Below are 20003 nucleotides of genomic sequence, written 5' to 3' on the forward strand. Positions count from 1 at the left end.
TCCACATGCATGCGGTGATACTCGCCGGCGGCAGAGGAGTGCGACTGCGGCCGTACACCACGGCGCTGCCCAAACCTCTGGTGCCCATCGGCGAGGAGTACGCGATCCTCGACATCATCCTGCAACAGCTCGGCACGCGGGGCTTCGACCGCGTGACGCTCGCGATCGGCCACCTGGGTTCGCTCATCCGGGCGTTCGTCGGCGACGGGTCCCGGTGGCGGCTCAGAGTCGACTACGCGGAGGAGAAGGCGCCGCTGTCGACCATCGGGCCGTTGCTCAACTTCGTCGACCTTCTACCGGAGCACTTCCTCGTCATGAACGGGGACGTGCTGACCGATCTCGACTACGCGGCGCTGATGGACCACCACATCGCCTGCGGCGCACCGCTGACCGTGGCGACCTACCAGCGCAAGGTGAAGATCGACTTCGGCACGCTGTCCGCCGAACAGGGCCGGATCGTGAACTTCGTGGAGAAGCCGGAGCTCTCCTACGGCGTGAGCATGGGTGTGTACGCGATGACCCGCAAGACGCTCACCCCGTACCCGCGCAACGTCCCTTTCGGACTCGACGACCTCGTGCTCGACCTGCTCGACCGCGGTGAGGAGCCGGCGGCCTTCGAGTTCGGCGGCTACTGGCTCGACATCGGCCGGCCGGACGACTACGACGAGGCCAACCGGAACTTCGAGCGGCTGCGGCCGGTGCTGCTGCCCGGTGCCGCACGGCAGGACGTGCTGTCGTGACCGTGCTGCTGTTCGGCGCGTCCGGCTACCTCGGCCGGGCGGCGGACGACGCGTTGTGCGAGCGGGGAGCTCGGGTCGTGCGGGTCGGCAGAGCCGTTCCGCCCGACGACGGATGGGTGCGGCACGACCTCGTGCGCGGCGGCACGGGCGAGCTCGTCGAGCTGCTGCGGGCGGTCGAACCCCGCGTGGTCGTCAACTGCACGGGCCTGCTCGACGGCACCACGGCCGAGCTGGTCGCCGCCAACGTGACCCCGACGGCGGCCCTCGTCGACGCGATCCCCCAGGCCGTGCCGTCGGCCCGGCTCGTCGCGCTCGGGTCCGCCGCCGAGTACGGACGCGTCCCGCACGGCCTCGCGGTCGCGGAGGACGCGGTGCCGGACCCTGTGTCCGCCTACGGGATCACCAAGCTCGCGAGCACGCTGCTGGTGCGGAACGCGGTGATCGCCGGACGGCTGGACGCGGTGGTGCTGCGGATCTTCAACCCGATCGGCGCCGACCTGCCGGCGGGGACCGTGCTGGGCCGGGCGGCGCAGGCGATGCGCGTGGCGCTGCGGCAGGGCGAGGACATCACGCTCGGCCCGCTCGGCGCGTACCGCGACTTCGTCGACGTCGCGGACGTGGCCGACGCGATCGCGGACGCGGCACTGGCACCGACCGCGGCGGAACCCGTGCTCAACGTCGGCAGCGGCCGGGCGGTGGCGGTGCGCGACGTGGTGGCGATGCTGGCGTCGGTGGCGGGCTTCCGGGGCCGGGTGATCGAGTCCGGCCCGGCGCAGCCGCGGTCGGGTGCGGTCACGTGGATCGCCGCGGACACGACCCGCGTCCAGCGTTCGCTGGGGTGGTCGCCTCACCAGGACCTGACGTCGTCGGTCCGCGCGGTGTGGGCGGGGTCGTGACCGTTCCGCTGCGCAGGGAAGAGCACGTTCGGGCTCGGCCCGAACGTGCTCTTCGCGCCGGTTCACGAACGCGTGCGGTACCAGTCGAACGTGCGCCGGACGCCCTCGTCGAGCGACACGCCCGGCGCGTAGCCGGTCAGCTCGCGCAGCAGGGTGAGGTCGGGGCAGCGGCGGGCGACCGAGCCCGGCGGGGCCGGTGCCTTCTCGACGACCGGGGCGTGGCCGGCGATCCTGAGCACCAGCTCAGCCAGCTCACCGATGTTGGTCTCGGCGGTGTCGTCTCCGATGTGGACGATCCGGCCGGTGGCCGCGTCCGTGCTCGTCAGCCGCACCACCGCCTCAACGGCGTCGTCGACGTAGCAGAACGCCCGGTGCTGGTCGATTCCGTAGACGACGAACGGGTCCTCGCGCCGCAACGCCCGCAGGGACAGCTCCGGGATGACGTGGTCCGCGCCCATCCGCGGGCCGTACACGTTGTGGAAGCGCCCGACGACGACCGGGACGCCCTTCGCGCGGCCCGCGTGCACCACCGCGGCCTCGCCGAGCATCTTGCTGACCGCGTAGGCGAACCGGGGCGCGGTGACGTCCTCGACCACCAGCGGCACGGTCTCCGGCGTGGGCACCGGCACCACTCCCATCGCGACCCCGCCCGCGTAGGTCTCGCTGGTGGAGGCGAAGAACAACCGCTGCGGCGCGGTGATCCAGTCCAGCGTGTTGAGCACGACGAGCGTGTTGATCCGCACCACCCGCGCCGGATCGCGTTCGACGTTGCGCACACCCACCACCGCGGCGAGCAGGTGGACCTGGTCGCAGTCGCGGGGCAGCGCGGCGAACGAGGCCGGGTCGGTGAGGTCCGCGGAGATCACCGGCACGTCCAGCGCGTCGAGTTCGGGATCGTGCCGGCCGCGCGAGAAGTCGTCCACGACCGTCACGTCGTGCCCGTCGGCGAGCAGCCGCCGGGCGAGGTGCAGGCCGATGAAGCCCGCGCCACCGAGGAGGAGGTGCCTCATCGTGCCACCGCCGGTTCGTAGCCGAGGCCCGCGTAACGGACTCCGTGCCCGGACACGGCTTTCTCGTCCAGGACGCGCCACGAGTCGTAGACGAGCCGCACGTTCGAACCCGGCAGCAACCCGTCCACGTCGAGAGCGCGGTACTCCGGATGATCGGTGATCACCAGCACGGCGTCCGCGGTCGCGAAACCGGTGGCGAGGTCGGCGGGTTCGCCGCCGTACTGCCTGATCACGTCGTCGCCGACGAGCGGGTCGTGGCCGAGCACCCGCACGCCCGCGCGCGTGAAGACCGGCATCATCGAGGCGATCGGCGTGCCGCGCATGTCGTCGGTGGGCGGCCAGCCCTTGTAGGCCCAGCCGAGCACGAGCAGCCGCCTGCCGGCCGGTTCTCCCATGAGGGCGAGCACGCGTTCGGCGACGTGCGCGGGCAGGTCCTCGTTGATCTCGCGGGCGGCCTCGATCAACGACGGGACGTAGCCGGCCTGACCGGCCGCGGACAGCAGCAGGTACGGGTCCTTCGACAGGCAGCCGCCGCCGACGTAGCCGGGCTTGGCGATGTCGGGACGCGGATAGTCCACATTGGTCGCTTTGATCACTTCGAGCGGGTCGAGGCCGAGCCGCTCGGTCAGCCTGGCCACCTCGTTGCCGAACGAGTAGATGACGTCGGTGTGGCAGTTGTTCACGAGCTTGACCAGCTCCGCGGTCTCCAGCCCCGACACCGGCACGAGCTGGGCCGAGAGGCCGCCGAACAACGCGAGTCCCCGCCGCAGGCTCTCGTCGTCGAGACCGCCGACCACCTGCGGCAGCTCGACGAGCTCGCGCAGTGCCTGGCCCTGGATCGTGCGTTCGGGTGCCATCACCAGCCGCGCCGATCCCCACGCGTCGATCAGCTTGGGCAGCACGACCGACCGCGTCGCGCCGACCGGAACGGTGCTGCGCACCACGACCAGCGTGTCCGGCGAGCACCTCTTCGCGATGTGCTCGGCCGCCGCGGCGAGGTTGAGCAGGTACGGGTCGTGCCCGGCCTCCGCGACCGGCGTGGAGACGCAGATGATCGCCGCGTCGACGCCGGAGTCCGGCAGGTCGTGCGAGAGGAAGATCCGCCGGCCGACCCACTCCCGGAACACGTCCTCGACGCCCGGTTCGAAGATGTGCGGACGACCCTTCGCCAGCGTGTCGAGCAGCGCGGGCTGGGTGTCCACGCCGTGCACCTCGTAGCCGCGGCGGGCCAGCGCCGCGGCGAGCGTGAGCCCGACGTACCCCATTCCGATGATGCCCACCTGACGGAATTCCGGTTCTTCGCCTGTCACGATCGACTCCTCCCTGCGATCAGTGGCACGGCGCGGCGATCGTGTCGAGCGCGCGCACCGTCACATATCCTTCGAATCCTTCTTCGCGATAACGACGGCACGCTTCGGCCACGTTCTGCGGGCGAGTCGCGTAGTCCACCGCCAAAACGGTCTTCCCGGTCTCCTTCAGCTTCCGCGCGGCCGCGAGGTTCTCGGCGCAGAAGTCCGCCGTGCACGGTTCGTCGGTCGCCCGGAAGAAGAGCTCCTCCATTCCGATTCCGTCGATCGCGTCGACGTAACCGGAATTCTCGCGCAGCTCCGGCGAATTCTGCGGAAAAACCGCGAACCGCGGGTCCGCGCGCTTGACGTGCGCGCTGATCCGCACGATCAGATCGGCCATCCGGCGCCCGAGCTCGGCGCGGTCGGCCGACGGCACGAGCGCGAGGTCGATCTCCTCGTAGGCGAGCGGCGTGTCGAGGTAGACCCCGTCGAACCCGGCCTTCAGCGCCTGGTCGAGCCGAGGTTGCACGGCCAGCTCCCACCAGCGCGGTGCCCAGTAGCGGACGAAGTGCTCACCCGGCCAGCTCGGCCACTCGTTGAGCAGCAGCCCCTCGTCGCGGACCGCCGCGAAGTCTGGCCGGAACGACTCGATCGAGCCGATCTCGAAGTACGCGAGCACCCGTTTTCCGGACGCCTTCAGCGCGCCGATCTCGTCGGGCCGGAAATAGGACGAACCGCCGTCACGAGCCAGGTCGACGACGGCGATCCGGAACGGCGAGGCGGCCAGCGCGTCGAGCCGCCCGTCCGGATAGCCCTGCAACTGGTAGACAAAACCGCCCGGCCGTCCGGAATCACCCGAACAGCCGTGGGAAACGAGTGCGCACGTCATCATCAAAAGGACGAGGAGCGCTCGGAAAAGGCGGCGCGTCACACGCCCACAGTACCGACGCATTTGACGCCATCAATGCGCCGCCCGGGCGATTTCCGCACGTGGACAACCCGAGCGGAATATTCGGCGGACTTCCATTCGCGTCCGATCAGGACGGTGTGGCAGCATTCGGCCCATGACTCAACGTGTCGCGGTGACCGGTGGCAGCGGCAAGCTCGGGCGCGCTGTCGTGGCCGACCTGCTGGAGCACGGCTGGGAGGTCCACAACCTCGACCAGGCCACTCCCCCGGCGGCTCAGGGCGGCGAGTTCACCCGCGTCGACCTGACCGACTACGGCCAGGTCGCCGAGGCGATCAGCGGGATCGACGACCGGTACGACGGGCTCGACGCGGTGGTGCACCTCGCGGCGATCCCCGGTCCGGGCGTGGCGCCCAACGCCAAAACGTTCCACAACAACGTGACCAGCACGTACAACGTGTTCGCCGCGGCACGGCTCGCCAAGGTGCGCAACGTCGTGTGGGCGTCCAGCGAGACGGTGCTCGGGCTGCCGTTCGACACTCCCCCGCCGTACATCCCGATCGACGAGGAGTACGCGGGACGGCCGGAGACGTCGTACTCGCTGGGCAAGCTGGTGGACGAGACGCTCGCCCAGCAGTTCTGCCGCTGGGAGCCGGAGATGAAGATCATCGGTTTGCGGTTCTCGAACGTGATGGAGCCGCACGACTACGAGCGCTTCCCGTTCGACGCCGACCCTCTCGCGCGCAAGTGGAACCTCTGGTCGTACATCGACGCACGGGACGGTGCTCAGGCCGTGCGCAAAGCGTTGGCACACAACGCGACGGGCTTCGACGTGTTCATCATCGCGAACGCCGACACGTGCATGACGACGCCGAACGACGAGCTGGTCGCGGAGGTCTACCCGGGCGTGCCGATCAAGAGGGAGTTCGGTCCTCACGAGACGCTGCTGTCGATTGAGAAGGCACGGCGGGTGCTGGGGTTCGAGCCGGTGCACACCTGGCGGTCGTGACCTCCCTGGCGAGCCCGAACAGCTCGTCCGCCGCCCGCGCCCTGGGCCCCGCCTGCCGCAGGTGGTGCAGGGCGCGGGCGAGCAGCAGTTCGGCCTGCTGCTCGCACCACTTCCGGCCGCCCGCCCGCTCGACCAGCACGGCCAGCTCCTGTGGTGACGCGTCGGTGGCGTAGACGTCCGTGCCCGCGTTGATCGCGGCGACCACCGGCAGCGTGCGGCGGCGGTGGGCGAGGTCGTCGTAGAGCGGTCGTCCGCTGACCTGCGCGCCACCCCAGATGGCCAGGACGTCGTCCACGTGCTTGCGCGCCAGGCCGACGTCGTCGCCGAACTCCCCGAGGTGGCCGGCCTGGCTCCGGCTCGCCCCGGCGGCCAGCGCGCCGAGCTCGCACGCGCACGCCGTCAGCGCCGAGTGCTTCGCCGCCGCCACGCCCAGGTGCTCGGCGATGTCGACGTCGTCGCGTTCGTCCATCTCGGCTTCCTGGACATAACCGTCCACAACGGACAGCAAGGCGGCGTTGAGGATCATCACCTCGGGCGTGCCGAGCTGCGCGAAGGCGAGCGTGAGCAGTGCGTCGGCGGCGGAGACCGCGCGGTCGTCACCGAACTCCACCCACGCGCTCGGCTGGTGACCGCGGCTCACCGCACGTGTCATCAGGTCGGCGTGCAGCTGTTCGTGCTGGACGGCGAGCTCAAGTGCGGTCGCGACCTGGATCGCCATGGTGGCGTCACCGATGCAGTCTGCGGCGAGCAGCGCGAACGCGGCCGTCGAGAAGTCCGACCGGTTGTACTCCACCACCTCGCGCGTTTCGTCCGGAAGCGTCGCGATCGCGGATTTCAGCGGTGCGTCGACCATGGCGCGGCTCCACGCCAGCACGTCCTGCGGCGCCGCGACCACCTCGATGCTCGTCACACGAGGACGCTAAACCCGCACGTCAGGTGTCACCGCACAGTTGCCACTGTCGTGTTGAAGACGGGCACGATCCGGCGAGCGCGACTAGGTTGATGTTGAACGGGGTGTCGTCAGCGTCACCCGACCGTGATCGTTTGCTTTCCTGAGGGGCTGACCGTGCGTTACACCAAGCTCGCCGGCATGGACGTGTCCGAGATCTGCCTCGGCATGATGAGTTACGGAGACCCGTCGCTGGGCAACCACGCGTGGTCGATGCCGGAGGAGGAGTCCCGGCCGTTCATCAAGGCCGCCGTCGAGGCCGGGATCAACTTCTTCGACACCGCGAACGTCTACTCCGCAGGTTCGTCGGAGGAGATCACCGGCCGCGCGCTGCGCGACTTCGCGCGCCGCGAGGAGATCGTGCTCGCCACGAAGGTGCACGGCCGCATGCGCGCCGGCGTGAACGGCGCCGGGCTCTCCCGCAAGGCGATCTTCGCCGAGATCGACAACTCGTTGCAGCGCCTGGGCACCGACTACGTCGACCTGTACCAGATCCACCGCTTCGACGCGTCCGTCCCGCTGGAGGAGACGCTGGAAGCGCTGCACGACGTGGTGAAGTCCGGCAAGGCCCGCTACATCGGCGCGTCGTCCATGTACGCGTGGCAGTTCGCCAAGGCGTTGTTCACGCAACGGGAGAACGGCTGGACGCGGTTCGTGTCGATGCAGAACCACTACAACCTCCTCTACCGCGAGGAGGAACGCGAGATGCTGCCGTTGTGCGCGGACCAGGGCGTCGCCGTGATCCCGTGGAGCCCGCTGGCCCGCGGCCGCCTCACCCGCGACTGGGACGCCACGACCGCCCGCACCGAGACCGACGAGTTCGGGTCCACTTTGTACGTCGACTCGGACCGCGCGATCGTCGAGCGGGTGGCCGAGGTCGCGGCCGCTCGTGGCGTGTCACGGGCCCAGGTCGCGCTGGCGTGGCTGCACCGCAACCCGGTCGTCACCGCCCCGATCGTCGGCGTGACCAAGCCCGCGCACCTCGACGACGCGGTGGCGTCGCTGGACGTGGAACTGACCGACGACGAGGTGCGGCTGCTGGAGTCCGCGTACGAACCGCACCGCATCGCCGGGCACGTCTAGCGCGTCACTTCACCCCGTGCTCTGCGGCGAGCCGGCGGAGGTTGGCGAGGTCGGCGCCGTGCGTCTCGGCGGCGTACGTGTCCCGCCGTTCGTTCGCCAGGCGCACGGCTTCCTCCGCCTGCGCGATGCGGGCGAGGAGGTTGTCCCTGAACTCGTTCACGGCACCACAACCTGTCGAATTGAAGAATTCTTCAATTCGACAGGTTACGCGTGTCTCCCGAAAGAGTTGAGAGTTCCGCAAACGCGGACATACACTCCCGTTCGTGCCGAATCTGCGGATCAGCGAAGCCGCCGCGCTGCTCGGGGTCAGTGACGACACCCTGCGCCGGTGGATCGACCAGGGACGCCTTCAGTCCGTCGTGCTGGACAACGGGCGCAAGGGCGTGAGCGGCATCGAGCTGGCCGAGTTCGCCCAGAAGATGACCGAGGTGGCCGAGCCCGGCGTCACGGTCGCGGCCTCTGCGCGCAACCGGATGAAGGGCATCGTCACGCGCGTCGTCAAGGACGGCGTCATGGCCCAGGTCGACATGCAGGCCGGGCCGTTCCGCATCACGTCGCTGATGAGCCGCGAGTCCGCGGACGAGCTCGGCCTCGAGGTCGGCAGCGTCGCGGTCGCCTCCATCAAGTCCACCCACGTCGTCGTCGAGATCCCGGAGGCTTGAGTTGCGCGTGGTCCTCGCGATGACGGCGTTGCTGCTGGCCGGCTGCGGATCCCCGGCTCCCGCGACGAACGGTTCCGGGGTCACCGGCCAGATCGCGGTGTTCGCGGCGGCGTCGCTGACCGAGTCGTTCAAGAAGCTGGGGGCGGAGTTCGAGGCCGCGCACCCCGGCGTGAAGGTCACCTTCAACTTCGCGGGCAGCTCGGCGCTGGCGCAGCAGATCAACCAGGGTGCGCCCGCCGACGTCTTCGCGTCCGCGGCGCCCGCCAACATGAAGCAGGTGACCGACACGGGTGCGGTCACGGCGATACCGACGACGTTCGTGAAGAACACGCTGCAGATCGCGGTGCCCAAGGGCAACCCCGGCAAGGTCACCGGGCTCGCCGACTTCGCCAGGGCCGACCTGAAGATCGCGTTGTGCGCGGAGCAGGTGCCGTGCGGGGCGGCGGCCGAGAAGGTGTTCGAGGCCGCGAAGATCACGCCCGCGCCGGACACGCTGGAGCAGGACGTGAAGGCCGCGCTGACCAAGGTGTCGCTGGGTGAGGTCGACGCGGCGCTCGTCTACCGCACGGACGTTCGCGCCGCCGGGGAGAAGGTCGAGGGCGAGGACTTCCCCGAGGCCGCCACCGCGGTCAACGACTACCCCATCGCACCGCTGGCGAAGGCGCCGAACCCGTTGGCCGCCAAGGCTTTCGTCGACTACGTGCTGTCGGAGAAGGGCAGGAAGGTGCTCTCCGAGGCGGGTTTCGCGGCGCCGTGAGGTCCCGGCTGCCGGTCGTCCTGGTCCTGCCCGCGGTCCTCGGGCTGGCGTTCCTGCTCGTGCCGCTGGCGGGGCTGCTCGTCAAGGCGCCGTGGGCGACCCTGCCGTCCCAGCTGTTCAGCGCGGAGGTCGGGCAGGCGCTGCGGCTCTCACTGGTCTGCGCGTCGCTCGCCACCCTCGTCTGCCTCGTCCTCGGCGTGCCGCTCGCGTGGTTGCTCGCGCGCAGCGACCTGCCGGGACGGGGGCTGCTGCGCGCTCTCGTGACCGTGCCGCTGGTCCTGCCACCCGTGGTGGGCGGGGTGGCGTTGCTGCTGGTGCTCGGGCGGCGCGGAGTGGCCGGCCAGTACCTCGACCAGTGGTTCGGGATCTCGCTCCCCTTCACCACGGCGGGAGTCGTGCTCGCGGAGGCGTTCGTGGCGATGCCGTTCCTGGTGATCTCGGTCGAGGGCGCGCTCAGGGCCGCCGACCCGCGTTACGAGGAGGCCGCCGCCACGCTGGGAGCCTCGCGGTGGCTGACGTTCCGCCGCGTGACGCTGCCGGGCGTGCTGCCGGGGGTCGTCGCCGGAACCGTGCTGTGCTGGGCGCGGGCGCTCGGCGAGTTCGGCGCCACGATCACGTTCGCCGGCAACTTCCCCGGCCGGACGACCACCATGCCGCTGGCCGTCTACCTGGCGCTGGAGAGCGACCCGGACGCCGCGATCGTGCTCAGCATCGTGCTGCTCCTGGTGTCCGTCGCGGTGCTGGCGGGGCTGCGCGACAAGTGGATCAGCGGGCCGTCATGACCCTGCACGCGCAACTCGACGTCGAGCGCGCCGGTTTCGCGCTCTCCCTCGACCTCACCGTCGAACCGGGCGAGGTCGTGGCGCTCCTGGGCCCCAACGGCGCCGGCAAGACCACCGCCCTGCGCGCTCTCGCCGGTCTGCTGCCGGGCGGCCGCGTCCGGGTCGGCGAGTCCACCTGGGACGGTCTGCCCGCCGAGAAACGCCCGATCGGCGTGGTGTTCCAGGACTACCTGCTCTTCGCGCACATGAGCGCGCTCGACAACGTCGCGTTCGGCCTGCGCGCCCGCGGCACCCGCAAGGCCGAGGCCAACGCCGCCGCACTGCGGTGGCTCGGCCAGGTCGGGCTCGCGGACTTCGCCAGGGCCAGGCCCCGCACGCTCTCCGGCGGCCAGGCGCAACGCGTCGCCCTCGCCCGCGCCCTCGCCACCTCCCCCGAACTGCTGCTCCTCGACGAACCGCTGGCCGCGTTGGACGCCGCCACCCGCCTGCGCGTGCGTTCGGACCTCGGCAGGCACCTGGCGGACTACCCCGGCCACACGTTGCTGGTCACGCACGACCCGTTGGACGCGATGGTGCTCGCCGACCGGATCGTCATCCTGGAGGACGGCCGCGTCGTGCAGCAGGGCACGCCGCGTGAGGTGGTCAAGCAGCCGCGCACCGACTACGTCGCGCAGCTCGTCGGCCTCAACTTCTACCGCGGGGTCGCCTCCGGCACCGAGGTCCGGCTCGACGAGGGCGGCACGTTGACGATCGCCGAGCCTGCTCAGGGCCCGGTGCACGTGGTGTTCCCGCCGTCCGCGGTGAGCCTGTTCCCGTCGAGGCCCGCCGGAAGTCCGAGAAACACCTGGCAGGCCGTCGTGTCCGGGGTCGAGCAGCACGCCCACACGACCCGCGTCGATCTCGGCGGCTCCCCCGCCGTGCTCGCGGACATCACCACCGCCACGATGGCCGAGCTGCGGCTTCAGCCCGGTACCACTCTGTGGGTTTCGCTGAAGGCCACCGAGATCCACACCTATCCTCGGTGACATGACTGTCGCTGACCTGCTGCGTGGCCTGCCGTCGCTCGCCGGGCCGTTGCCCGCGTTCGATCCCGCCGACGCACCCTCGGACCCGGACGAGCTGTTCGGCACGTGGCTGGCGGACGCGATCAAGGCCGGCGTGGTCGAACCGCACGCCCTGACGCTGTCCACTGTGGACCCCGTCGGCCGTCCGTCCGCGCGGGTGCTGATCCTCAAGGACCTGGCCGGCGGCGTGTGGCACTTCGCGTCGAGCGCGGTGAGCCGCAAGGGCAAGGAGCTCGCGAACACGCCCTGGGCCGCGCTCACGTTCTACTGGCCGGCGCTCGGCCGTCAGGTGCGGGTGCGGGGCGCGGTCGGCGTGGCCAACGGTGAGGACAGCGCGCGGGACTTCCTCGCCCGCTCCCCCAGCGCCCGCGCAAACGCTTTGCTGGGACGGCAGAGCGACCGGCTGACCGACCGCGCGGAGCTCGACACCGCGCTCGCCGAGTCGGTCGAGCGGGTCGAGAACGCACCGGACACCGTTGCTCCGGCGTGGACGCTGTACCACCTGGCGGCGGACGAGGTCGAGTTCTGGCAGGGCGACACGGCCCGCAAACACGTGCGCGTCCAGTACGTCCGCGAAGGCGGATCGCACTGGACGCGCGAGTTGCTCTGGCCTTAGCGGCTCACACGAAGGCGCTCTGGCCGGTGATCGCCTTGCCGACGATCAGGGTGTTCATCTCACGGGTGCCCTCGAACGAGTAGATGGCCTCCGCGTCGGCGAAGAAGCGGGCCACGTCGTAGCCGAGCACGATGCCGTTGCCGCCCAGGATCTCGCGGCTCCAGGCGACGACCTCGCGCATCCGAGAGGTGACGAACGCCTTGGCGAGCGACGAGTGCTCGTCCTGGAAGATGCCCGCGTCCTGCAGCTTCGCGAGCTGCACGAGCATGCCCCAGGAGGCGGTGATGTTGCCGAGCGACTTCACCAGCAGGTCCTGCACCATCTGGAAGCGGGCGATCGGGCGGCCGAACTGCTTGCGCTCCCCGGCGTAGGCCAGGGCCAGCTCGTAGGCGCCGATCATCACGCCGAGCGCCTGCCAGGCGACGCCGCCGCGGGTGGCGCGCAGGATCTCCGCGACGTCGCGGAACGAGTTGATGCGCTGCAACCGGTTCGCCTCGGGCACGCGGACGTCGGTCAGGGTGATCTCGGCGTTCTCCACGATCCGGAACGCGATCTTGCCCTCGATCTTCTCCGCGACGAAGCCGGGCGTGCCCTTCTCGACGACGAACCCCTTGACGTGGTCGTCCTCCTCGTCACGGGCCCACACGACGACGTAGTCGGCGAAGGTGGCGTTGCCGATCCACTTCTTGGCGCCGTTGAGGATCCACGTGTCGCCGTCGCGGCGCGCGGTGGTGCGCATGCCGCCCGCCACGTCGGAGCCGCCGAGCGGTTCGGTCATCGCGAACGCGCCGATCTTGTCCATCGCGGCCATGGCGGGCAGCCACCGGTCGCGCTGTTCCTGGTCGCCGCCCGCGTAGATCGAGTACATCGCGAGTCCGTTGTGGACGCCGAAGAACGTGGCGACCGACGCGTCGGTGCGGGTCAGCTCCATCGCGAGCATGCCGGTGAGCAGGTTGCTGACGGCGGCGGGGTGTTCGCCGTAGCCCTCGTACGACAGCGCGGTGAGGCCGGCGCCGCGGAACTTGTCGATCAGCTCGGGCGGGAACTCGCCGCGCGCCCAGTACTCGTTGACCATCGGCTTGATCTCGGTGGTCATGAACTCGCGGGCGCTCAGCAGGATCTTGCGCTCCTCGTCGCTGAGCAGGGCCTCGTAGTTGTAGAAGTCGGCGACGAGCTGGTCTTCCAGACGTTCCATGATCAGTTCTCCTCCAATGCCGTCAGGACGGCGAGCTGCTTGCGGTCGCGCGTCTCGGCCAGTGCCGAGTACGTGGAGGAGCCGTAAGCGCTTTCGACTGCTTCGATGAGCTTTTCGGGGTTGTCGGACGGGGTGCCGAGGGCCAGGCCCTGCATGGACTTGCCGATGTGCCCGGCGAGGTGCCGGTAGCCGCCGGGGCCGCCACCGAGGTGGGCGCCGAGGAACGGGCCGACCGTGGCCCAGCGGATGCCGAGCGAGTTCGTGACGACGGCGTCCAGGTCGGCGGGCGTCACCACGCCCTGTTCGACCAGGTAGGCGGCTTCGCGGGAAAGCGCGGCCTGCAGCCGGTTGCCGACGAAGCCGGGGATCTCCTTGCGTTCCACGACCGGCGTGCGGCCGAGCGAGCGGTAGAACTCCACGGCCTTGGCCACGGACTCCTCGGAAGTCTGCTCACCGGGCACGACCTCGACCAGCGGGATCACGTGCGGCGGGTTGAACGGGTGTCCGATCAGGACGCGCGAGCCGTCGATGCCCTCGGTGAACGCGGTCGACGGGATCGCCGACGACGAGCTGAGCAGCAGGGCGTGGGCCGGAGCCTCTCGGACGAGCTCGGCGAACAGGGCCTTCTTGAACTCCAGGTTCTCCGGGCCGTTCTCCTGCACGAAGTCCGCGTCCCGCACGGCTTCCGCGACGCTCGCCGCCACCCGCACACCGTCCGGGACGACGTCCGCGAGGTCCGGCCGGGGGTCGGTGACCCGCACGGTCATCCCGTGCTCGACGAACAACCTGGCCCAGGACAGGCCGATCACGCCGGCCCCGACAACTGCGACGGTGGTCATGCTTCCTCCAAGTAGTTGTGGACCGGCTTGGCGGGAGCGAGCGTCAGGTCGGTGATGATGTGGCTGGCGGACACGACCTCCAGCACCGGGAGGTCGGCGAGCGGCGCGAGGACGTGCTGGAACAGCTGCAACCGCGCCGGGCCGGTGTAGGCCTGCTTGACCACGACGTCGGTGATCTCCGTGCGCACGAGCTCCTGCACCCGCAACGAACCGTCGTAGTCCGGGATGGTCTTCAGCATGAAGGTCGGAACCGTGATCTCCGCCTCGGCGTCCCGGCGGTCCAGCTCGAAGTGCTTGTAACCCATGGTCGCCGTGGCCACCCGCAACGTGCCGTAGTCGAGCGTGCCGACCAGCGCGCCGTTGTCGGCGTAGAGCTTCGGCGAGCCCATCACCTTCGGGTAGGCGCTGACCTCGCGGCCGGACGCGGTGGCGGCGAAGCTGTCCAGGTACATCGCGTGCAGGTACTCGCCGCGTTCGCCGTCGAAGACGACCTGGATCGCCTGACCGGCCTCGGTGTAGGGGCCGTAACCGGTGACGTCGTTCATCTTCATGACCTCGAACCGGACGAGCGGCTCGTCGATCTCCAGTGGCGCCGGGACGACGGCCCGCATCGCCTCCGGATCGGTCCGGTACACGATGTTCAGGTACTCGCGGTCGTAGAACCGCGGCTGCACGGCGGGAAACGCCGGTGCGGTCAGAGGTGTGATGCCGAGTTGCATTTTGGGCATGTCAACGTCCTGTCCACTGTGGAGCGCGGCGCTCGGCGAACGCGGTCATGCCCTCGCGGACGTCGGCCGTGGTCATCAGCTTCGCGCTCTCGGTGCGTTGCGCGGCCCAGGGATCCCGCGACCGCACCACGTTCTTCACGGCGGCCAGCGCCAGCGGTGCGTTCAGGGCGATCTGCTCCGCCAGCTGCAACGCGACCGCGGCGGCCTCGCCGTTCGGCACGACCCGGTTGGCGATGCCGAGCGCGCCCGCGCGGCGGCCGTCGACCGGTTCGCCGGTCAGCAGGATCTCCATCGCGAGGTGGTAGGGGATCCGTTGCGGCAGGCGGACGACTCCCCCGCCCGCGGCGATCAGGCCGCGCTTGACCTCCGGCAGCCCGAACTTCGCGTCCTCGGCGGCGACGATCAGGTCGCAGCCCAGTGCCAGCTCGAACCCTCCGCCCAGCGCGAACCCCTCGACCGCGGCGATCACCGGCTTGGTGAGCTCGGCTTCGGTGAGCCCGCCGAGGCCGCGGCCGGGGATCTCCGGCGACTCGCCCTGCAGCGCGGCCTTGAGGTCCATGCCGGCGCTGAAGCTGCCGCCCGCCCCGGTGAGCACGCCGACGCGGAGTTCGGGGGTGGCCTCCAGCTCGTCCAGCGCGGCGGCGAGCCCCGCGGCGACCGCCGCGTTGACGGCGTTGCGCGCCTGCGGCCGGTCGATGGTGATCAGCAGAGCCGAACCGATGCGTTCGGTGCGAACCTCGTTCATGCCAACTCCTTGAGAACCTCAGCGGTGTCCTGCCCCGGCAGCGGGGCCAGGCGGCGGACGGTGGCGGGCGTGGCGGAGAACCGGACGGGGATGCCGATCGAGCGGACGGCGCCCTCGGTGGGGTGCTGCACGACGTCGAGCAGGTGGCCGTCGCGGACGTAGTCGTCCTCGTGCGCCTTGTCGAGCTCCAGCACCGGCCCGAACGGGATGCTGTGCTTCACGCACACCTCGGCCCACTCCTCGGTGGTCAACGCCGGCGCGCACTCGTCGATGAGGGCCATCAGGTCGTCGGTGTCGGCCGGGTCGAGGTGGTCACCGGCCACGCGCGGGTCCTCGACCAGGTCGGCGCGCTGCGCGGCGGCGAAGAAGTCGCGGAAGTTCTGCGGGCTGTAGGGCACGACGCAGGCGAGGCCGTCCTTGGTGTGCACGGCGTGATGCCCCTTGGCCATCGAGAGGTTGAACCCGGTCGGCCCCTCCTCCGGCACGAACGCGTGGCCCGCGAGGTGCTCGACCAGGTTGAACGCGATCATCGTGTCGGCCATCGGGATCTCGACGCGCTGGCCCTCGCCGGTGGCGTTCCGGTGCACGAGCGCGGCGAGCACGCTGTAGGCGATGGTCAGCGAGGAGACCTTGTCGCCGATGATCGTCGGCAGGTAGACGGGCCGCCCGATCGCGCGGTTCGCGAGGTCGACCAGGCCGGACGCGCCCTGGATCGTCTCGTCGTAGGCGGCGATGCCGGCGCGGTCGGAGTCGCTGCGGAACCCCTGCGCGTGGGCGTAGATCAGGCCGGGGTTGCGCTCGGCGACGTCGGCGTAGTCGAGGCCGAGCCTGCTCAGAGCGCCCGGTCGCATGTTGGTGATCAGCACGTCGGCCGTGTCGATCAGCTTGAGGGCCTTCTCGCGGTCCTCTTCGTCCTTGAGGTTCAGGGCGACGCTGCGCTTGTTCCGGTTCACGTTGAGGCTCAGCGGCGTCATGCCCGGCGTGGTGCGGTAGCGGCCGTTGCGGACGGTGTCCACAGGCGACTCGATCTTGATCACGTCGGCGCCGAGGTCTCCGAGGATCTGGGCCGCGTACGGGCCCATCACCACGGTCGAGAGGTCGATCACCCGCACGCCGTCCAGCGGACCGGCGGTGATGTCCTTCATCGTTCGTCCTTTCGCACCTTGCTTCCTGCTTGCACCACCGAAGCTAGTGGCGAATTCAGCGAAAGGGAACGATCATGTCGCGAACAATGGTATGACCACAGCGGTCATACCATTTCCTATTTCGCGATCGGTTCCGCGAAAACCTCGCGGGCGGTCTCGACGAGCTCCTTGAGATCACCCTCGGTGCCGCGGTCGCGCCGCCACAGCAACCCGGTGTCGAGCTGGGCGCGGAAGTCCTCGAACGGCAGCACCGCCATGTTCTCCAGCCGGTAGCCGCGCATCGAGCTGTCCTCGTCCAGCATCGAGACGGAGAACCCGAGCCCGCTGGACACGATCTCCGACGTGCCCTGGTAGCCGGTGTTGCTCAGCTGGATGCGCTTTTTGATGCCCAGCTCGTGCAATTGCCGGTCGAGCTGCTCGAAATACGCGGGCATGATTTCCTCGGGCGCCTTCGCGTAGGCGAGATCGGTCAGGTCGGCCAATTTGACCGAGTCACGTCCCTCGAACTGGTCCGCCGGAACCACGGCGCCGAGGCGTTCCGTCATCACGTGCAGGGTGTCGAGAGAGGCCTCCTGCACGGGCAACCGTGCCAGCGTGAGCGCGAGCTTCCCGTCCTTCACCGCCGCGACCAGGTCCGTGGTCGTACCGGGCCACCGCTTGACCTCGAACCGCTCGTGCACGCGCTCGGCCAGCAGCGTGAGCCGCTCCCGCAACGCCGGGTGGACGCCGGCTGGCATGCCGACGAACACCGTCGTCCTGGTGGGTTTCGTGGCCTCGTCGAGCCGCCACCTGATCGACCCGACCCGGTCGAGCACGTCCCGCGCGATCGGCAGCAGCGCGTTCCCGGCGGGCGTCAGCGCCACGTGATGCGTGCTGCGGTCGAACAGCTGCCGGCCCAGCTCGTGTTCGAGGTCCTTGATCCGCTGGCTCAGCGGAGAGGCGGCCATGTGCAGTTTCCGCGCCGCCGCCGAGAAGTTGAGCTCCTCCGCGACCGCGACGAAGTACCTGAGGTGCAGCAGTTCCACGTGATCCAGACTAGGGCGCCCGGTCAGCCCAGGCCGGTCAGCCGCCGTGAGGCCTCGGACTCACCCCACCGGAACCCGATGCGCCGCGACAGCTCCACGGCCTCGCGGTACGACGACTTCGCCTCGTCGGCGCGTCCCGCCAGCTCGTGCACGATGCCGCGATCGACCAGCACGCCCGCCTCGATCTGCCTGTCCCCCACCGAACGCGCCAGCTGCAGCGCTTCCTCGGCGAGTTCCAGAGCGCGGTCCAGCGAGCCCATCTGGCGGTGTGCGTCGGCCATGTTCGCCAGCGCGTGCAGTTCGCCGGACCGGTCGCCGCACGCGCGGAACGTCGTCAACGTCTCCTCGTAGCAACCCAAAGCGGCCGGGAGATCGCCGAGGGCGGCGTGGACCAGGCCGAGGTTGGTGCGCACGTAGGCCGCGCCCTGCGCGTCGGACAGCTCCTCGCGCAACGTCAGCGAGGCCTCCAGCGACGTGACCGCGGCGGGCAGCTCACGACGGCGCCAGTGCACGATGCCGAGGTTGTTGAGCGTCACGGCTTCGAGCTGCCGGTCGCCGAGTGAGCGGGCCAGGGCGAGGGCCTCGGTCCAGTGCTGCTGCGCCTCGGCGAACTTGAAGCCGCGCTCGCACGCGGCACCGAGCTCCTTCAACGCCAATGCTTCCGCGCGCACGTCGCCCAGCGTCCTCGCGGCCTCCAGGGCCAGGGTGTTGAGCGCGGCCCAGTCCGCCACCTCGGAACGGCGGCGGAAGTACCACGAGAGCCCGGCGGCGAACGCGATCGCGTCGGCCGGGGAGGCCTGGTGGGCAGCGGCGATCAGGTTGTCGCGCTCCTCGGCGAGCCAGAGATCCGCCGGGTTGTCCGCCAGTGCCTCCAGGTAGTGCTTGTGCAGCCGTTCCAGTGCCAGCGACCGCTCGGCGGACGACTCAGAGGCGCGGCACCGCTCCCGCGCGAACAACCGCAGCAGATCGTGCAGGGCGAACCGGCCGGGCACCGGTTCCTCGACCAGGTGCGCGTCGGCCAGTTCGGCGAGCAGCTCCTCGACGTCCGGCACGTCGGTCAGCGCCCGTGCCGCCGCCACCGCGAAGTCCGGGCCGTCCAGCAGGCCCAGCAGCCGGAAGACCCGTGCCACGGCAGGAGAGCCGAGCTCGGCGTAGCTGACCTCGAACGCCGACCGCACCGCGACGTCGCCGAGCCGCAGCTCGTCGAGCCTCCGCGTCTCGTCCGCCAGCCGGGCGGCGAGCAGTGCCGCGGTCCACTGTGGACGCGCGGCGAGCCGGGCGCCCGCGATGCGCAGCGCCAGCGGCAGTCCTCCGCACCAGCGCACGAGTTCCGTTGCGTCGCCGACCTTTCCGGCGACGCCGGCGAGCAGCTGAGACGCCTCTTCCAGCGGCAGGGCGCCGAGCTTCACGTACGACGCGCCGTGCAGCGAGGCGAGCGGACGGCGTGAGGTGATCAGCACGGCCGAGCCGGGGCCGGTCGGCAGCAGGCGTTTGACCTGCGCCGCGGTGGCAACGTTGTCCAGCACCACGAGCAGCCGCCGCGACGCCGTGAGCGAGCGGTAGCGCAAGGCCTCCTCGTCACCGGGACGTTCGCCGAGCGCCCGCAGGAACTGGCTCAGGATCCGGTCGGAGGCACCGTCGGACAGGTCCGCGTACAGCTGGCCGTCCGGGAACTGCGCCGCGATCTCGTGCGCCGCCCGCACGGCCAGCGCCGACTTGCCGATGCCCGCCTGCCCGGTGATCACGCACACCGCGACCCGGTCCTGGCGCGGCTGAGCCTTGATCAGGTTCAGCTCGCGCGACCGTCCCGCGAACGTGACCACGTCCGGTGGCAGCTGCCGGATCGCCGACGTGCCAACGGGTTTGGCCCGCAGGATCTCGGCCTGCAGCCGCCGCAGCGACTCGCCCGGCTCGACGCCCAGCTCGTCCTGCAGGACCCGGCGGCACTCCTGGTAGGCGGCCAGCGCCTCGGCCGGCCGTCCCGCACGGTGCAGCGCGACCATCTGCTGCTCGCGCAGGCGTTCGTGCAACGGGTGCTCACGCACCCACTCGTTGAGGTCCGCGACGATCTCCACGTGCCGCCCGAGGTCCAGCTCGGCCTCCGCGCACTCGACCCGCGCGGCCAGCCGCAGCTCCTCCAGCTGGGCGACGACCCCGCGCAAGAGCCCGGAGGCGGCGAGATCCGCCAGCGCGGGCCCGCGCCACAACGCGAGCGCCTCCCGGTAGCGCTGCGGGGTGCGTTCCCTGCGGGCGACGTCGAGCAGCTCGGTGAACCGGGTGAGGTCGAGCTCGGCCGGGTCGATCGACATCAGGTAGCCGGGCGCGCGCGACAGCAGCCGCGAGCCGACGATCTTGCGCAGCTGGTAGACGTAGACCTGCAGGTTCTTCAACGCGGTCTTGGGCGGCGCGTCGTCCCACAGCACGCTGATCAGCCGGTCGACCGACAGCACCCGCCCCGGCTGGGCGAGCAGCAGCGCGAGCACGGCCCGTTGCTTGGGCGGACCAAGACCCACGCGCACGCCGTCGTCGGCGTAACACTCCACCGGCCCAAGCACCCGGAAC

The 20003-nt window shown here is 70.4% G+C and carries 21 protein-coding genes; 9 read left to right on the forward strand and 12 right to left on the reverse strand.

Annotated elements, in window-relative coordinates; all coding sequences use genetic code 11:
• Positions 1-5 precede the first annotated feature (5 nt).
• Both ACWEIJ_RS35055 and ACWEIJ_RS35060 read left to right on the forward strand, forming a co-directional pair.
• The gene (locus tag ACWEIJ_RS35055) at positions 6-740 is read left to right on the forward strand and encodes a nucleotidyltransferase family protein (protein WP_449841542.1); all 735 of its coding nucleotides are present in this window, start codon (positions 6-8) and stop codon (positions 738-740) included.
• The gene (locus ACWEIJ_RS35060; RefSeq protein ID WP_449841543.1) at positions 737-1636 is read left to right on the forward strand and encodes an NAD-dependent epimerase/dehydratase family protein; all 900 of its coding nucleotides are present in this window, start codon (positions 737-739) and stop codon (positions 1634-1636) included. Before ACWEIJ_RS35055 ends, ACWEIJ_RS35060 begins: the two co-directional genes overlap by 4 nt.
• A gap of 62 nt (positions 1637-1698) precedes the next feature.
• On the opposite strand, the gene ACWEIJ_RS35065 is transcribed toward ACWEIJ_RS35060, so the two are convergent.
• From ACWEIJ_RS35065 to ACWEIJ_RS35075, 3 genes are read right to left on the reverse strand one after another with little or no spacing between them, the layout of a single operon-like run.
• On the reverse strand, positions 1699-2646 hold the full coding sequence (locus tag ACWEIJ_RS35065; RefSeq protein ID WP_449841544.1) for an NAD-dependent epimerase/dehydratase family protein: 948 nt from the start codon (positions 2644-2646) through the stop codon (positions 1699-1701).
• Positions 2643-3956, reverse strand: a complete 1314-nt coding sequence (locus ACWEIJ_RS35070) for a nucleotide sugar dehydrogenase (RefSeq protein ID WP_449841545.1) — start codon at positions 3954-3956, stop codon at positions 2643-2645. The genes ACWEIJ_RS35065 and ACWEIJ_RS35070 overlap by 4 nt, the downstream gene beginning before the upstream one ends.
• A gap of 19 nt (positions 3957-3975) precedes the next feature.
• Complete coding sequence (locus ACWEIJ_RS35075) at positions 3976-4755, reverse strand: endo alpha-1,4 polygalactosaminidase (RefSeq protein WP_449841546.1); 780 nt, start codon at positions 4753-4755, stop codon at positions 3976-3978.
• A gap of 244 nt (positions 4756-4999) precedes the next feature.
• Here ACWEIJ_RS35075 and ACWEIJ_RS35080 point away from each other — a divergent pair, with 244 nt between their 5' ends.
• Positions 5000-5851 (forward strand): NAD-dependent epimerase/dehydratase family protein, encoded by an 852-nt coding sequence (locus tag ACWEIJ_RS35080; protein ID WP_449841547.1) that lies wholly within the window; start codon positions 5000-5002, stop codon positions 5849-5851.
• On the opposite strand, the gene ACWEIJ_RS35085 is transcribed toward ACWEIJ_RS35080, so the two are convergent.
• The gene (locus tag ACWEIJ_RS35085) at positions 5757-6761 is read right to left on the reverse strand and encodes a polyprenyl synthetase family protein (protein ID WP_449841548.1); all 1005 of its coding nucleotides are present in this window, start codon (positions 6759-6761) and stop codon (positions 5757-5759) included. The two genes, ACWEIJ_RS35080 and ACWEIJ_RS35085, sit on opposite strands and share 95 nt — an antisense overlap.
• Positions 6762-6917: 156 nt before the next feature.
• Between ACWEIJ_RS35085 and ACWEIJ_RS35090 the strand changes: the two genes are divergently transcribed.
• Positions 6918-7883: an aldo/keto reductase gene (locus tag ACWEIJ_RS35090; protein WP_449841549.1), complete on the forward strand. Its 966-nt coding sequence runs from the start codon at positions 6918-6920 to the stop codon at positions 7881-7883.
• 4 nt (positions 7884-7887) lie between these two features.
• Here ACWEIJ_RS35090 and ACWEIJ_RS35095 read toward each other — a convergent pair whose 3' ends face one another.
• The gene (locus tag ACWEIJ_RS35095) at positions 7888-8043 is read right to left on the reverse strand and encodes a hypothetical protein (RefSeq protein ID WP_449841550.1); all 156 of its coding nucleotides are present in this window, start codon (positions 8041-8043) and stop codon (positions 7888-7890) included.
• 103 nt (positions 8044-8146) lie between these two features.
• On the opposite strand from ACWEIJ_RS35095, the gene ACWEIJ_RS35100 reads away from it, so the two are divergent.
• The 5 genes from ACWEIJ_RS35100 to ACWEIJ_RS35120 are packed head-to-tail and all read left to right on the forward strand — an operon-like array spanning position 8147 to position 11764.
• Complete coding sequence (locus ACWEIJ_RS35100; protein WP_449841551.1) at positions 8147-8545, forward strand: TOBE domain-containing protein; 399 nt, start codon at positions 8147-8149, stop codon at positions 8543-8545.
• A 19-nt stretch (positions 8546-8564) separates the two neighbouring features.
• The gene (modA, locus tag ACWEIJ_RS35105; RefSeq protein ID WP_449841588.1) at positions 8565-9302 is read left to right on the forward strand and encodes a molybdate ABC transporter substrate-binding protein; all 738 of its coding nucleotides are present in this window, start codon (positions 8565-8567) and stop codon (positions 9300-9302) included.
• Positions 9299-10084: a molybdate ABC transporter permease subunit gene (gene modB, locus ACWEIJ_RS35110; RefSeq protein ID WP_449841552.1), complete on the forward strand. Its 786-nt coding sequence runs from the start codon at positions 9299-9301 to the stop codon at positions 10082-10084. Before modA ends, modB begins: the two co-directional genes overlap by 4 nt.
• A complete protein-coding gene (locus tag ACWEIJ_RS35115) occupies positions 10081-11109 on the forward strand; it encodes an ABC transporter ATP-binding protein (RefSeq protein ID WP_449841553.1) in 1029 nt (342 codons plus the stop codon). Before modB ends, ACWEIJ_RS35115 begins: the two co-directional genes overlap by 4 nt.
• A 1-nt stretch (position 11110) precedes the next feature.
• Positions 11111-11764, forward strand: coding sequence for a pyridoxine/pyridoxamine 5'-phosphate oxidase (locus ACWEIJ_RS35120; protein ID WP_449841554.1), 654 nt, complete (start codon positions 11111-11113; stop codon positions 11762-11764).
• Between the two features lie 4 nt (positions 11765-11768).
• Here ACWEIJ_RS35120 and ACWEIJ_RS35125 read toward each other — a convergent pair whose 3' ends face one another.
• From ACWEIJ_RS35125 to ACWEIJ_RS35155, 7 genes are all read right to left on the reverse strand, one after another.
• Positions 11769-12959 (reverse strand): acyl-CoA dehydrogenase family protein, encoded by a 1191-nt coding sequence (locus ACWEIJ_RS35125; protein WP_449841555.1) that lies wholly within the window; start codon positions 12957-12959, stop codon positions 11769-11771.
• Positions 12960-12961: 2 nt separating this feature from the next.
• On the reverse strand, positions 12962-13798 hold the full coding sequence (locus ACWEIJ_RS35130) for a 3-hydroxyacyl-CoA dehydrogenase NAD-binding domain-containing protein (RefSeq protein WP_449841556.1): 837 nt from the start codon (positions 13796-13798) through the stop codon (positions 12962-12964).
• Positions 13795-14526, reverse strand: coding sequence for an acetoacetate decarboxylase (locus tag ACWEIJ_RS35135; protein WP_449841557.1), 732 nt, complete (start codon positions 14524-14526; stop codon positions 13795-13797). The genes ACWEIJ_RS35130 and ACWEIJ_RS35135 overlap by 4 nt, the downstream gene beginning before the upstream one ends.
• Before the next feature lies 1 nt (position 14527).
• Complete coding sequence (locus ACWEIJ_RS35140) at positions 14528-15271, reverse strand: crotonase/enoyl-CoA hydratase family protein (RefSeq protein WP_449841558.1); 744 nt, start codon at positions 15269-15271, stop codon at positions 14528-14530.
• Entirely contained in the window at positions 15268-16416 is a 1149-nt protein-coding gene (locus ACWEIJ_RS35145) for a CaiB/BaiF CoA transferase family protein (RefSeq protein ID WP_449841559.1), read from the reverse strand. Before ACWEIJ_RS35145 ends, ACWEIJ_RS35140 begins: the two co-directional genes overlap by 4 nt.
• Positions 16417-16532: 116 nt before the next feature.
• Positions 16533-17441: a LysR family transcriptional regulator gene (locus ACWEIJ_RS35150; protein ID WP_449841560.1), complete on the reverse strand. Its 909-nt coding sequence runs from the start codon at positions 17439-17441 to the stop codon at positions 16533-16535.
• Positions 17442-17464: 23 nt separating this feature from the next.
• Positions 17465-19984: a BTAD domain-containing putative transcriptional regulator gene (locus ACWEIJ_RS35155; RefSeq protein WP_449841561.1), complete on the reverse strand. Its 2520-nt coding sequence runs from the start codon at positions 19982-19984 to the stop codon at positions 17465-17467.
• Positions 19985-20003: the final 19 nt, after the last annotated feature.

The sequence above is a fragment of the Lentzea sp. NPDC004789 genome, from assembly GCF_053601075.1.